This is a genomic window from Bacillus sp. RC252, assembly GCF_044909215.1.
GTDB lineage: Bacteria > Bacillota > Bacilli > Bacillales > Bacillaceae_G > Bacillus_A > Bacillus_A mycoides.
The window spans coordinates 173,303-186,889 of the sequence record NZ_JBIYDV010000010.1; the positions used below are offsets into that span (position 1 = coordinate 173,303).

Annotated in this window: 10 protein-coding genes and 1 pseudogene; 9 read left to right on the plus strand and 2 right to left on the minus strand. The window is 33.2% G+C overall.

Features of this window, described 5'->3' with window-relative positions; genetic code table 11:
- Positions 1-26: 26 nt before the first annotated feature.
- The 4 genes from hfq (at position 27) to ABH960_RS16520 (ending at position 7,855) form a co-directional block, all read left to right on the plus strand.
- Positions 27-215 (plus strand): RNA chaperone Hfq, encoded by a 189-nt coding sequence (hfq, locus tag ABH960_RS16505; protein ID WP_404446718.1) that lies wholly within the window; start codon positions 27-29, stop codon positions 213-215.
- A 776-nt stretch (positions 216-991) separates the two neighbouring features.
- Positions 992-3,238 (plus strand): M60 family metallopeptidase, encoded by a 2,247-nt coding sequence (locus ABH960_RS16510; protein ID WP_404446721.1) that lies wholly within the window; start codon positions 992-994, stop codon positions 3,236-3,238.
- A 140-nt stretch (positions 3,239-3,378) separates the two neighbouring features.
- Positions 3,379-5,370, plus strand: coding sequence for a DUF3472 domain-containing protein (locus ABH960_RS16515; protein WP_404446724.1), 1,992 nt, complete (start codon positions 3,379-3,381; stop codon positions 5,368-5,370).
- Positions 5,371-5,608: 238 nt separating this feature from the next.
- The gene (locus ABH960_RS16520; protein ID WP_404446727.1) at positions 5,609-7,855 is read left to right on the plus strand and encodes a putative mucin/carbohydrate-binding domain-containing protein; all 2,247 of its coding nucleotides are present in this window, start codon (positions 5,609-5,611) and stop codon (positions 7,853-7,855) included.
- 227 nt (positions 7,856-8,082) lie between these two features.
- On the opposite strand, the gene ABH960_RS16525 is transcribed toward ABH960_RS16520, so the two are convergent.
- Positions 8,083-8,310 carry a hypothetical protein gene (locus tag ABH960_RS16525; protein WP_131243726.1) on the minus strand — a complete coding sequence of 76 codons (228 nt, stop codon included), beginning with the start codon at positions 8,308-8,310 and terminating at the stop codon, positions 8,083-8,085.
- A gap of 613 nt (positions 8,311-8,923) precedes the next feature.
- Between ABH960_RS16525 and ABH960_RS16530 the strand changes: the two genes are divergently transcribed.
- The 4 genes from ABH960_RS16530 to ABH960_RS16545 all read left to right on the plus strand — a co-directional run bounded on the left by ABH960_RS16530 (position 8,924) and on the right by ABH960_RS16545 (position 12,547).
- Positions 8,924-9,040: a DNA topoisomerase I gene (locus tag ABH960_RS16530; RefSeq protein WP_002203966.1), complete on the plus strand. Its 117-nt coding sequence runs from the start codon at positions 8,924-8,926 to the stop codon at positions 9,038-9,040.
- 757 nt (positions 9,041-9,797) lie between these two features.
- Entirely contained in the window at positions 9,798-11,018 is a 1,221-nt protein-coding gene (locus tag ABH960_RS16535) for a PrnB family protein (RefSeq protein ID WP_404446732.1), read from the plus strand.
- A 68-nt stretch (positions 11,019-11,086) separates the two neighbouring features.
- Positions 11,087-12,130, plus strand: coding sequence for a methyltransferase (locus ABH960_RS16540; RefSeq protein ID WP_002203968.1), 1,044 nt, complete (start codon positions 11,087-11,089; stop codon positions 12,128-12,130).
- A gap of 294 nt (positions 12,131-12,424) precedes the next feature.
- Positions 12,425-12,547, plus strand: coding sequence for a hypothetical protein (locus ABH960_RS16545; protein WP_003192791.1), 123 nt, complete (start codon positions 12,425-12,427; stop codon positions 12,545-12,547).
- 253 nt (positions 12,548-12,800) lie between these two features.
- Here the strand turns inward: ABH960_RS16545 and ABH960_RS16550 are convergent, their stop codons facing one another.
- Positions 12,801-13,307, minus strand: a complete 507-nt coding sequence (locus ABH960_RS16550) for a TetR family transcriptional regulator (protein WP_320557510.1) — start codon at positions 13,305-13,307, stop codon at positions 12,801-12,803.
- Between ABH960_RS16550 and ABH960_RS16555 the strand changes: the two are divergent.
- A pseudogene (locus ABH960_RS16555) lies at positions 13,204-13,473 on the plus strand (serine hydrolase); the annotation flags it as partial. The gene ABH960_RS16550 and the pseudogene ABH960_RS16555 sit on opposite strands and share 104 nt — an antisense overlap.
- Positions 13,474-13,587 lie beyond the last annotated feature (114 nt).

The window sequence follows — 13,587 nt, forward strand, 5'->3', positions numbered from 1 at the left end:
TACAAACAAACCAGGGGGCGCATTTCATGTTTAATTTACAAGAAGATATGTATGAACAATTGAAAGAGAAAAAAGGGGAAGTTACTGTATTTTTAAAGAATGGCGTTCCAGTACGTGGGCAGATCCTTGCAGCAGATAAATTTACTGTCTTAATGATGGTTCATGGTAAACAACAACTGGTATACAAACAAGCCATCTCTACAATCATTAAGTAATACCATAAAGTATTTAGCTCTACCTAGGCAAATTTTACGATCTATGCAATACTAATCTGTTAATATGTACAAATGTAAACAGGATATTAGGGGCACCATATAGTGAAAACGAGTTTTACAAAAGTATGAAAGTAGCAAACTAATATAAACAAGTTGTAATATTGCCATCAACTCAAAAAGAACATGTAGTAATTTCTACATGTTCTTTTTTTAATAAAAATGAAAGTAAACTTTTAGCCGTTTAGTTTACTTTCAAATCATTTATTTAATTAGGTTTATCACAACTTATTCATTTCCCTCAAAAATTCTTATAGAAGTATACCTTTAAAGACATTACTTATATAGTCAAGGATTATCATGTTTAAAGATGTGTTATAAAATATTTTTAAACGTTTATTAAACATCTACAACCTTTATAAATTTCTTAGCGTACAAATTTATCGAAATGATATGGTGACCCCAATTAGGATTACGTTCTTTTAAAAGTACTGGTATATCCGGGTTTAGGTGATTAGTTACAACTGCTTGGAAGTTTTTGTACCAAAACATAATGTATTAATATTTTGACACTTTTAAAGATTTTAATACGTTTTTAATAATAAACGTATTAAAATCCTTCTTTTTCTCATAGATTCATTTAATTATTCTTCTTATCAAGTGAATTGAAATATGTTCATTATCTTATATAAATGAGTATATTTATGTTAAATTGTGTAAATATGTGTCAATAGATAATATGAATATATAAGTATTTGGAAATATAGCGGAGGGATATTATGAAAAGGGGACAGAAACAAAAAACAAAAAATTTAGTGATGATAACTGCCACATTATCTATGTTTGCTACTGGAATAACGCCTTCATTAGAAGTCTTTGCGGAAGAACAAGCACAGCAAAAGAAAGTATCTACAACGTTACAGAATGAAAATTCTGTTAATGTGGAAAATCGAGTATTTGCAGTTCCAGGAAAAGGAGATGTCTCCCAGCTTCAAAATATTGAAAGAAGGGAAAGAAATTTTAGTGCATACGAGCCAACAGGGTTATATGCTAAGCCAAATGAACAAATAACAATTCAGGTACAAGGAAATCAAAGTATACAAGCATATATTGGAACTTTCTCGTTCGATGCTTCTTGGAGGGAAGATTCCAAAATTAAATCATTTACTTTAAATCCAGGTACAAACACAATTCAATCTCCAAATGGAGGAATGATTTATTTTTATAATAAACAACAAGGTGGTACCATTCAAACAACAGTAATAACAGGCGGAACGGCTACTCCTCTCTTTGAACTTGGAAAGCATACGAAACAAGATTTAATAAATATGCTCAATCAATATCCAAATGCACATGCGGTGGAATTAAAAGGGGAGCGCGTATTGATTACTGCTAGCCCAGTTCGTGTTAAAAAATATTTGATAGACTCTAACACAGATCCTGTACAACTCTTAAAAAAAATGGATGAGGCTACTAGAATTCAAGATAAAATATCTGGATTATCTGAAGAACAAGTAGATAAACATTATCTGCATTATGTGGAGGATAACCATTCTCTGGATTATTATATGTATGCATATCCTCACAGAACTGCATATGTAGGAGATGCAATCCAACATGTATTAGACATTAATAAATTTACAAATGATGGATGGGGACCTTGGCATGAGGCAGGACATATGAGACAACAAACGCCTTGGAACTTTAAAAATATGACAGAGGTACAAGTCAATCTTTACAGCCTTGCTGTAGAAAAAGCATTTACATCTAATCAACCTTTTAGATTGCAACAAGAGGGCGCTTATACTAAGGCATTTCAATACTTAGAACAACCTAATAAAAATTATGATGACATTAGTGACCTTTTTGTTAAAGTTGTAATGCTTTGGCAATTACAACTAGCGTACGGAGAAGACTTCTATCCTAAGTTGCATCAGCTGTATAGAGACATGCCTTCAAATGAGATTCCACAAACTGATGAAACGAAAAAACAATTATTTATGATTTCAGCATCAAAGGCAGCAAAACAAAATTTAATTCCGTTTTTTGAGAAATGGGGATTACGCCCAAATAATGATACAATCCAAAAAGTAGCGGCACTAGGGTATCCAAATTTAACGGCTGAAATTTGGAAAAGTACAGATTCTAATCCGGTTAAACCGGATACACCGAATTTTTCGAATATTTTAGAAGGAAACCAGTTTGCATGGTCGATGAAAGGGATTGGTGATTTTGAATTTGTGAAAGTAAATTTAAATAAATCAACAGAAGAAATGCAAATTAATCTAAAAGCAGGTGTACCACATAACTACTTTGATAGTACATATGCAAGTATTAAAGTGCAAAACACATCAGGTAAAGTGGTATATAACAAAGAGATTTATGGAAATAAGCAACAAAATGCTGAGCAAGCAAAAGTTCCGGTAAAAGTAGGCAATTTTATTGAATTCACACATTTAGAAGGTGCGAACAGAGCTACTATTACAAATATGGAAAAAAACATTCAGGAAAGTTTTGGGAATAAAGCGGTCTATGAGATTACAAAAGAGGGATTGAAGAAAGTAGATAACATTGTTAATCCGAAACCAGATACAGAAGCTCCCACACAGCCACAAGGATTATATGCAAGTAACGTTACTTCTAACAGTGTAGAGCTAAAATGGAATTCTTCTACAGATAATGTAGGTGTAAAAGAATATCAGGTATTACGTGATGGACAACTAATTCAAACGGTACAAGGAACGACGTTTACTGATCAAAACTTAACAGCTAACAAGGAATATAAATATGCAGTGAAGGCTGTAGATGCAGCTGGAAATATATCAATTCAAAGTAACATTCTTCCGATAAAAACAAAAGATCAAAATGTATCTTATGAAAAATGGAATCCGAAGAAGGCATATACAAAGGGAGACAAAGTAGAACATCAAGGGAAGGTGTATGAGGCTGTTCAAAATCATCAAGGAAATGGTGACCCGAATTGGATATTTGCGTTATCTTTATGGAAACCACTTACAATCAATTAATATGTAAGAATCAGATGTGAATATAGAACATCATAGATTGGGTCAGTATTTTAAAGAATTACTGGATGTTGCTTGAATTTTGATAGATTTCTCTACTAAGTTATTATTTAAAAATAAAAATTAGAAAAGGAAGTAGATTAGTGATTAGTCAGAAAACGAAAAAAAGATTTAATAAAGTTATTATAATTACCGCAGCATGTAGCATGTTTTCTATGTTTGGAACGTCTATTTCGCACACTAAAGCAGTAACACGTTCAGCTGCTCCTTCAGTTTATGTGAGTCCACAAAATACAGCTTCCTCAGATATTATTAGTATAGACTGGTCACCAGTTCAGACTGCACCTTATACGTATTGGGCTGTACACAACTGGAATGCAGGTGGTGAAGCTGGAGGATATGCTGGTTTTCAACAACAAAGTGGGTTTGATGAAAATGGAAAACGTACTTTACATTTTGCCTTATGGGATCCAATTGCCTCTAAAGAAGCAATAAAGGCCGAATACTTATCTCCGAATTCACAAGCTGGACTCTTTGGAGGAGAAGGAACAGGACTGAAGGTTCAAACAACTTATGGTTGGAAAGACCACAATTGGTACAGAATGACAATGCGTTCATGGCAAGAAAATGGTCATACTAAATTTGGACAATGGATGAAAGATGTAACAAAGAATAAATGGCATCTAATTGCAATTATGGACTTTCCGGTTGCTAATGTTGCATTTAATCATGGATTAGGAATGTTTCAAGAAGACTGGGCTGGTAATGGACAGGATGTTCGAGAAGCACGCCTAAAAAATGGTTATAGTCGAAAGTTATTAGATAAACAATGGAATTCTTGGAATAATCAAAGTATTTCTGGACAGCATGATACTTCTTATCAATATGATGGAGGAGCGACTTCAGAATATGTATGGGTCAAAGCAGGAGGTAATACTCAATCTACCATTGGAACAGGAAAAATATTCACACTAAATCAACCTACTCAACCTGAAATAGGAAAACTAGATTTTGATATACAATCTATATATTATGAAAATGAAAAATTAAATGTATCCTGGAAACTAAAAGAAAATAGCACACCACAATTTAAAGGTAAAATTGAAATTTATAATGATGAAAATATGACAGGACAACCAATCGAGATAATTGATAATATTAAATCTTATCAAAGTGAGATTAGTCAATCTATACTATTATCTACAAATGCTTATGCAAAAATTATATTAACAGATTTATTTGATCAAACTGTTGAGAAAAAGGTACAAATCAAAAATGAATCTCCAAACATTTTAGAAGGTAACGAATTTGCATGGTCGCTAAAAGGGATTGGAGATTTTGAATTTGCGAAAGTAAATTTAAATAAATCAACAGAAGAAATGCAAATTGATTTAAAAGCAGGTGTACCACATAACTACTTTGATAGTACATATGCAAGTATTAAAGTGCAAAACACATCAGGTAAAGTAGTATATAACAAAGAGATTTATGGAAATAAGCAACAAAATGCTGAGCAAGCCAAAGTTCCGGTAAAAGTAGGCGATTTTATCGAATTCACACATTTAGAAGGAGCGAACCGAGCTACTATTACAAATATGGAAAAGAACATTCAGGAAAGTTTTGGGAATAAAGCGGTCTATGAGATTACAAAAGAGGGATTGAAGAAAGTAGATAAAATTGTTAATCCGAAACCAGATACAGAAGCTCCCACGCAGCCACAAGGATTATATGCAAGCAACGTTACTTCTAACAGTGTAGAACTAAAATGGAATCCTTCTACAGATAATGTAGGTGTAAAAGAATATCAGGTATTACGTGATGGACAACTAATTCAAACAATACAAGGTACGACGTTTATTGATCAAAATCTAACAGCTAATAAGGAATATAAATACGCAGTAAAGGCTGTAGATGCAGCTGGGAATACATCAAATCAAAGTAACATTCTTCTGATAAAAATAAAAGATCAAAATGTATCTTATGAAAAATGGGATCCGAGGAAGGCATATACAAAGGGCGACAAAGTAGAACATCAAGGGAAAGTGTATGAAGCTGTTCAAAATCATCAAGGAAATGGTGATCCGAATTGGATATTTGCCTTATCGTTATGGAAACCACTTACTTTGAATTTTTAAGTTGATGGGCGTGGGAATACCACGTTATAAAATGAAATTCGATAAAGGTAAAATCAGTGAAAGTTATAGGGACTAAGGTGCATTCCACTATGTCAGCCAGTTGCGAAAGGTTAGGAAACTACCAAATTATATTCATGTTGGCTATTTAATTCCTCATGCCTTTAAGTATGGAAATTATTTTATATAAACGAGAATCATGCAGCATTCAAAGGTCAAAAACAAAAAAGGGGGAATTATTTTGAAAAGGATTTCATCTTTATTAATAACAATGCCGATTATTTTAGGAAGTATTGCTACGATTCCGCATACAAAGGTTTCAGCTGAAACAATGTCATTCAATCAAGAGACATTCACTTTAGAAACATTGGACCAACAGACGGATCAAGCAATTGCAAATGTTAATTTTGAAGGTCATTTGAATAATCTCACAGCATATCTGAATGGAAATATTGGGGGTATTACTGAAGAGAATTTAAAAAAGAAGCTTGTAGATCCAGTATTTGCAGCAGCTTTGGCTCAGTGGCAATTCATATCACAAACAGGTGCTGCAACAATGGATGCATTTGCTAAAAAAGATGCTGACCATCAAAAATTTCTTAGCTGGGCTATGAAAAATACAGATGTGATGAATACCTATCTTGAAGGTGGTAGTCCAACTGGAAAAAACCCTGTAAATGCACTTGAGATATGGTATACAATTTGGAATGCGGATGCAGATTCTCACAAAGGATTGTATTTAAAATTAGCGATATCCACATCGTTAGCTCATGCTGAACCTATAAAATATTGGACAAACAATCAACCTATTAATCCATTAACAAGGTACCAACATTATAAATCAGCAGATCAAAATAATGAGTTACTTCCTTGCTTTAGAACATATGATGTTTGGCATTTAAGGTTAGTAGTGAATACTTGGTCACCAGAAGAAGATTTAACTTGGGCAAGAAATATGATTAATACGGAACATCCAGAACTTAAAAGTCAAGATAAGGTAGGGGAAAGTGCATATTTGATTAAATATACAACCCATAACAAAGATGGAGTTAGCATTCACGCTGGAAATGATGCATTCTACGGTTTAGGTTGGAATCTTTCTTCCATTTACAGATTTGGCGGGGTATGCGGTAATATTTCGAAGTTTGGTACGCAAGTAAGCCAAGCCTTTGGAGTGGCAGCTATGCCTGTTGGACAACCTGGACATTGTGCACTCATATGGAATAACAAACCATCTTCTTGGAATTTAGGAAATGATATATCCGGATGGGGTGAATCGAGCCGTCATGATGCAACTGTTATTCCTTGGTCAGATAATAGCCCGACAAATCAAGTACCGTATATGCTACTATTTGAAAATGCTGAACGTGACCCAGTAAAACTAGATCAATCAGAGCGATTACGCTGGTTAGCGAAAGCGATCACTTCAGCAGATAATAAAATTGCAATTTATAAAATATCCACCAATATTTTACCAATCAATTTTTTAGTATGGAAAGATTACGTTTCTCTTATGTTACAAAATCCAAATGTAACAGATGCTGAGTGGAAAGAATTAAATAACAGTATCATTTCTGTTTTTGCGAATGAACCGCGACCGATGATGGATCTTCTTACTCAAATAAAAAGCCATGTACCAAATACAGATGATATCTTGGAAGGAAAACAGTTTTCATGGTCACTGAAAGGGATTGGAGATTTTGAATTTGCAAAAGTAAATTTAAATAAATCAACAGAAGAAATGCAAATTGACCTAAAAGCAGGTGTACCACACCATTACTTTGATGGCACATATGCAAGTATTAAAGTGCAAAACACATCAGGTAAATTGGTCTATAACAAAGAGGTTTATGGGAATAAACAGCAAAATGCTGAATCAAAAACAGTCCCAGTAAAAGTGGGCGATTTTATTGAACTTACACACCTAGAAGGTGAAGAGAGAGCAACGTTAATAAATTTAGATAATAATAAGCACGAAAGCTTTGATAAAAAGGTAATGTATGAGGTTACAAAGGATGGCCTGAAGAAAGTAAATCAAATTGTTAATCCTAAGCCAGATACAGAGGCTCCAACACAGCCACAAGGATTATATGCAAGCAATGTTACTTCTAACAGTGTAGAGCTAAAATGGAATCCTTCTTCAGATAATGTAGGTGTAAAAGAATATCAGGTATTACGTGATGGACAATTGATTCAAACGGTACAAGGAACGACGTTTACTGATCAAAACCTAAAAGTTAGTAAGGAATATAAATATGCAGTGAAGGCTGTAGATGCAGCTGGAAATACATCAAATCAAAGTAACATTCTTCTGATAAAAACAAAAGATCAAAATGTATCTTATGAAAAATGGGATCCGAGGAAGGCATATACAAAGGGGGACAAAGTAGAGCATCAAGGGAAAGTGTATGAAGCTGTTCAAAATCATCAAGGAAATGGTGACCCAAATTGGATATTCGCTTTGGCATTATGGAAGCCACTAACATAGGGGTCTAATATATATTGAAACTACGCCAAAATGTTGATGGTAATTATGGGGTTTCCCTCATTCCCATTAAGCTAACATTTTGAAGTGCCTACAAAACGGAAATTACAGCCAATAAAATAAAGTGGTTTTCCAATGTTGGGTTCCGTGAATGTTACCTATTGAAAAAATGATTTATAGTAATAACATAGACATTTGACGAAAGGGCAACGAATGCATGGTTGCCCTTATTATTCTAAAAGTTCCTTTATAATTTCTTTTATATGCTTAGTGGGCTTATCAACATGGTTTAAATAATAATTTTCAGTTATGACAAGACCTGGTCCTACTATTGAACGAAGAAAAGGTGATATCTTTCCTGTGTAATTATTAATAGTTATGCATTCAGTATCTTCATTCATTAGAATGTTATATTTACATGTTATTTCTAATACAGGCTTTCCTTCATTATTTATCATTTTTCGAGAACTGATGGATTCAATAAGCGCATTACTTTGTTCGATTTAAAAACTATCTGTATTAGCCAAATCGTAGGAAATAATGAAAGCTATACCTATTGCGTTAATCATAGATTTCCTCCTTTAGTAGTTATGCTTACTAAAATATAATAATATATATTAAAAGTAAACAATATGAGAGCAAGTGATGTATGGTTACTCTTTTTTATACGAAATATGACATACCGTAATGGATTATATAATAGCAATTTCAGACATAAAGATAATTGAGAAGCATACACTTATATAGAACGGTTGCAAATATAATTACCGATACTCTTTGCGAGAGAGCACTTAAGGAGAGAGCTCTTTTTCATTTTCACACTTTAAAAGAGACAAGCATATAGTATAAAACAAGTTATATTTCATCTAATCCCTTTTTTACCAAAGTACTCGTGGAAACGGGTGCTGTTATTATGTCACCTTTTGATAAGGACAAGTATAGGTACAACCCTGCGTTGTTCCTTATTCACTCATATCTAACTCCTTATCGCATTAAGAGCATCCTTGTGTAGGGTGCTTTTTATCATGTAATAAAACACTTTTTACACCAAAAAAGAAAGGTTTGATACATATGATGGATACAATTAAAGGATTTGTATCGAAGAAAACAGGAAAAATGTTTGGTGCGAAATTAACATATGACTCCGAACAGAAGAGGATTACTTTTGTATATGAGAAAAAGAAATAATATCATAAAATCTTAAATTCTGTATATAAATTAATAAGAAATATGATGTGATGAAAGTAACAAAATACCTCTAAATCTATCTTGCAAAAGGACATACCTACGCATACATATGCCATAGGTGTGTCCTTTTTTCGTTGTCTATAAATTCCTGAAAAAAGAGAGGGGGAAGGTATATTGTGTACGAATGAAATACCAACTACAAATGTATCTTTTGAGAATGTGGAGAGTCAGAAGCGTAATAAGGGGAATGAAATATCAGCATGTCCCAAATGTAAAAAGCAATCATTCAGGGATACGTTTAACGAACATCCAAAGTGGGTTCGATTTTGCTTGTGTTGTGATTATGAAGAAGTGAATCCAGCATATAGTCCATTTTTTTGATTAAGTAGATTGTGGGAATTTAATGGGATAATCATTTTACGAAAAAAAGGCCCTGTTGTCTCCAACATAACCTTTTTTTATTTTAGGAAAAGGAGGGATCAAAATATACATAAAAACTTTCTCAATACACAGATTCTAATTAATTCCAATTATTATATTGTGAAAGTATGATTATCAAATTATACTAAGTCCTGAGAATATCATATTTTCTATATCGATTCAAAAGTAAGGAAGTCCCCTTAACACTTATAAAGCAAGTTCGCTCTGTTTACAGACAAGTAATCTCCAATAAGAAAATATATACTATACCAACTATTTATAGAAATCCCAAAAAGTTTTAATAAAACATTTCGAATTAATTTATGGAGGAATCATAATGTCAAAAGCTTTTAATGAGTTAGATATTCAAAAATTAGATAAATATTCTCATGGTTTTTTACCTAATACTACACCATTACAATTACATCAACTTCCTAATTACTTATCGGAATTTGATATTTTAGCAAATCAATGTATACAGGAATTACATTATCTAGGTGCGCGAAATTTAGTGAAAGAGTTTCTTGCAAAGCATAAGAAACTTTTTGATGTAAATAATGTAAAATCATTAAATAACTATGAACTTAATAATCTAAGTACTCGATTAGCAATTATATTTCATAGTTTCAGATGGGATACTATTCCACCTAAATCCGGCGAATATGCTAGAAAAACACTAGATATTCCGGAATATTGCTTGGAATACTGGCAATATATTAATGAGAAACTTGGAATGCCACCAGTCGGTACTCTTCACAATTTAATGCTCTATAACTGGAAGGTCGATAACATTGGTTCTAATCAAATTTATAATATAGAAAATGTAATTAAAGGTGAAGGGTTACAACCGATATTCTGTTGGGCAACTGAAGAGCACAGAGAACATCATAAAAACTTTTCAATGACCATTGTTCGAATGGAAGCTATCGGTGCATCCATATTTCCAGTAATCAAGAATGTAATTTTAAGTGGACTCACAACAGAATCTATTACTATCCTACTTGATGAACTTCATAAGATAGTAATAAATATAACAAAAATGTTTGCAAGCACTTTGAAAAAGGGAAGTTTTAGCGGAGAAAGTTTTTTATCATCTATTCAACCATTCATGATTTGGGGCCTCGCTTCAAAATCCGGAAAGATACTAACAGGAGCAAGTGGTCCAATGTCCCCAATTGTTCACATTGTTGATGCTATACTACAGATTTCTGGTAAATCTTCTATGAGAATCTTATTACAAGAATCTCGTATGTATATGACATATGAACAAAGAAGCATCATAGAGTTAATCGAAAAACTAGCTAAAGAAATACGACCTATTATAGTTACCAATGAAGAATTAATTAACAAATTTAATGTATGTATAGATACAGTAAAACGTTGGCGAATCATGCATAAATCGAGAGCTGTATTCACTTTATCTGAAAAAAACATTCCACAAAAGGAGTATCTTTCTACAGGAATGACTATAGAAGGAGAAGACCGATTACAGCAACTTCGTATCCAACTTGATGAAATCATAGAAGAGACTTCTACATCGCGCTTGTATCATTTATGATTGATACTATATTCTTATTCTTTTGAACTTGTAATATGTATAACTATCTATAATAAGGAGTGGGAGAAATGAATAGTCAGATTAAAAATAAAATAGAAGATATATCAGCTAATAATTTACTGAATATTGCAACTGGGTTTTGGGCTTCTAAAGCACTTGCATCAGCTGTAGAATTAGAGATTTTTAATATAATGCCCAAACAAGGTATAAATATAAAAGAAGTAACAAAGGAACTAGAAATTCAGATGCGTCCTGCCGAAATGTTATTAACTGCATGTACTGCTTTAGGTTTACTTACAAAGAAAGGAGAATTGTATTATAATTCCCCTTTATCAAATAAATTTTTAGTTAAAGGTGAACCTTATTACTTCGGTGGAGTTATAACTATGTTGGATAAAAGAGAATATATCCCCTGGAGTAAGCTCACAGAAGCTATTAAAACCGATCAGATGCAAGTATTAAAAGATGATTCTCTAGGGATTTTTGAGTCTATTTCTGTTAACCCTGAAGAACAGCGGATTTTTACAGAGGGTATGCATAGCTGGAGTATTCAAACAGGGAAAGAGCTTACTAAGGTTTTTGATTTCTCCCAAAATACGCAACTTCTTGATGTCGGTGGATGTTCTGGGGCATATTGTATAGAAGCAGTACAAAAATACCCTGATTTACATGCAGTAGTTTTCGATTTAGCACCTGCATTAAAAATTGCTAAAGAAAAAATTGAACAGGCAGAATTATCTCATCGAATTAAAACGCATACTGGAGATTTTTTTAAAGAGGAGTTACCTAAAGGATCAGATGTTATTCTTCTTTCAATGCTTCTTCAAAATTGGTCACCTGAGGAAAATCATGAGATTTTACAAAAATGTTATAATGTACTTCCTGAAGGTGGAAGTATTATTATAAGTGAACTAATGATTGATGATGATAAAACTGGACCTATATCTGCGGCTCTCATGTCATTAAATATGCTTATTGAAACAATAAAAGGCCGAAACTACAGTTGGTCAGAATATGAGGGTTGGTTAAAAAATATTGGATTTATAGATATCCAAAGAATTACATTTCATTCCCCAGGGGCTAATGGTATATTAGTCGCTCGAAAGCCCTAAAAACTCTTACTTCGAGATTGTAAAGGGAAAAGCTCAGTGATAAGTAGGAAATGAATTATTCTGCTCAACCTTTCGTAAGAAAGGTTTTTTTGTATACATATCGATTGATGATAACTTACATTTAATAATAATCAATGGATTTGGTATTAATAAGGAAGTTATTTATTTGATTTTTCAGCTAATTTCTTCTAGGTTTTCTGTCACATGCCCGACAGTTTAAGAATTTTCACATCACCCGAGTGTAAAAAACGTTATTTTTTCTAAAAAGCTATATAGAATAAATAACGTTTTTTTATGAATCTTTCGATTCAAGATGAATTACAACTATTTTCTGAAAGTGAAGTAGCTATCCTCTGTATTTGGGTAAGTCAACGTACAGCGAGTGATTATCTCGTTCGATTATGTAGTCAATTGTAAGCAGCTACAATAACTCAGCTATATTAGGACGAATTCGTTAGCTAACAAAAGTAACGACTAACCGAGAAGCACCACTTTAAGAAAGCTCGTAAGAGCCACTAAGTGGGGGGAGTTCACATATCCTATTCCTATCGTCCAAAATACAACTATCAATATTCTGTTAAAACTATAATAACACTTGTTACCAATCACTTGGCTAGATTTATATTTTCTACATAAAGCAGATTATGTTGTTTTTTGTATGTTATTAAAACTAGTTTTTAAGAAGCATATGCTTTAGCAATTGTAAAAATTCTTTATCGCTTTTCTCACTTTTTATATAATCCTGTTCATAGTCAAAAATCATTCGTACTAACATAAAGGCTGTTAGCGGTAACGGTACGTTATGCAAAGCTCCTTGCTGATAACCTTTTTCAAGTAAATCACTTATCATTTTAATTGCCTCTTCTTCAGATTCTTTAAAACAAGCTGTGATTTCAGGTGAATGGTACTCTTTATATTCTTGAAAGAGTGTAGAAACAAAAGGATCTTGATGATATTCTGTACTAATATAATGAAGGACCTTTTGTATTCGAAGTAAAACATCTTTTTCCGCTTTATATAAGTTAAATAATTGTGAGCGTTTAAGCTGAATATAACGCATATAGCAGTCACGCAATGTAAAACCGCTTGATGCAGGCCAATCATCCAAAGTTACGCTGCAAGCAAATGGGTATGCGAAATGGTTTACGATCCCACAAGCGGCAGCGGGGAAAACGATGACCGTGGCTTTGCCATCGAAGAGTTCGTTCGCGGTGTATGATGAGAAGGGAGTATGTGTCAATTTTACCGTTGTGAGCGGCAATAACAAAGTAAAACTGCCGAAGAACGGAACGGTTGTATTTGCTGGCGCGCCGACCTCGGAATTTGCAATCACGTTGAACTAGCTACAATTCTAGATGGACTTCAACAAAACCAGTACGACACAGAAGAGGTGTTTTGCTGGTTTTGTTTGTATTTACGTATGATCTTTACGAAGAGGCTTTCCACGAATAATATCA

Bases quoted from the DNA above. Each gene is read 5' to 3' on its own strand.
- ABH960_RS16535 (WP_404446732.1), top strand. From the start codon at position 9,798: ATGTCAAAAGCTTTTAATGAGTTAGATATTCAAAAATTAGATAAATAT.
- ABH960_RS16540 (WP_002203968.1), top strand. From the start codon at position 11,087: ATGAATAGTCAGATTAAAAATAAAATAGAAGATATATCAGCTAATAAT.
- ABH960_RS16545 (WP_003192791.1), top strand. From the start codon at position 12,425: ATGAATCTTTCGATTCAAGATGAATTACAACTATTTTCTGAAAGTGAA.
- ABH960_RS16525 (WP_131243726.1), bottom strand. From the start codon at position 8,310: ATGATAAATAATGAAGGAAAGCCTGTATTAGAAATAACATGTAAATAT.
- ABH960_RS16510 (WP_404446721.1), top strand. From the start codon at position 992: ATGAAAAGGGGACAGAAACAAAAAACAAAAAATTTAGTGATGATAACT.
- ABH960_RS16530 (WP_002203966.1), top strand. From the start codon at position 8,924: ATGATGGATACAATTAAAGGATTTGTATCGAAGAAAACAGGAAAAATG.
- hfq (WP_404446718.1), top strand. From the start codon at position 27: ATGTTTAATTTACAAGAAGATATGTATGAACAATTGAAAGAGAAAAAA.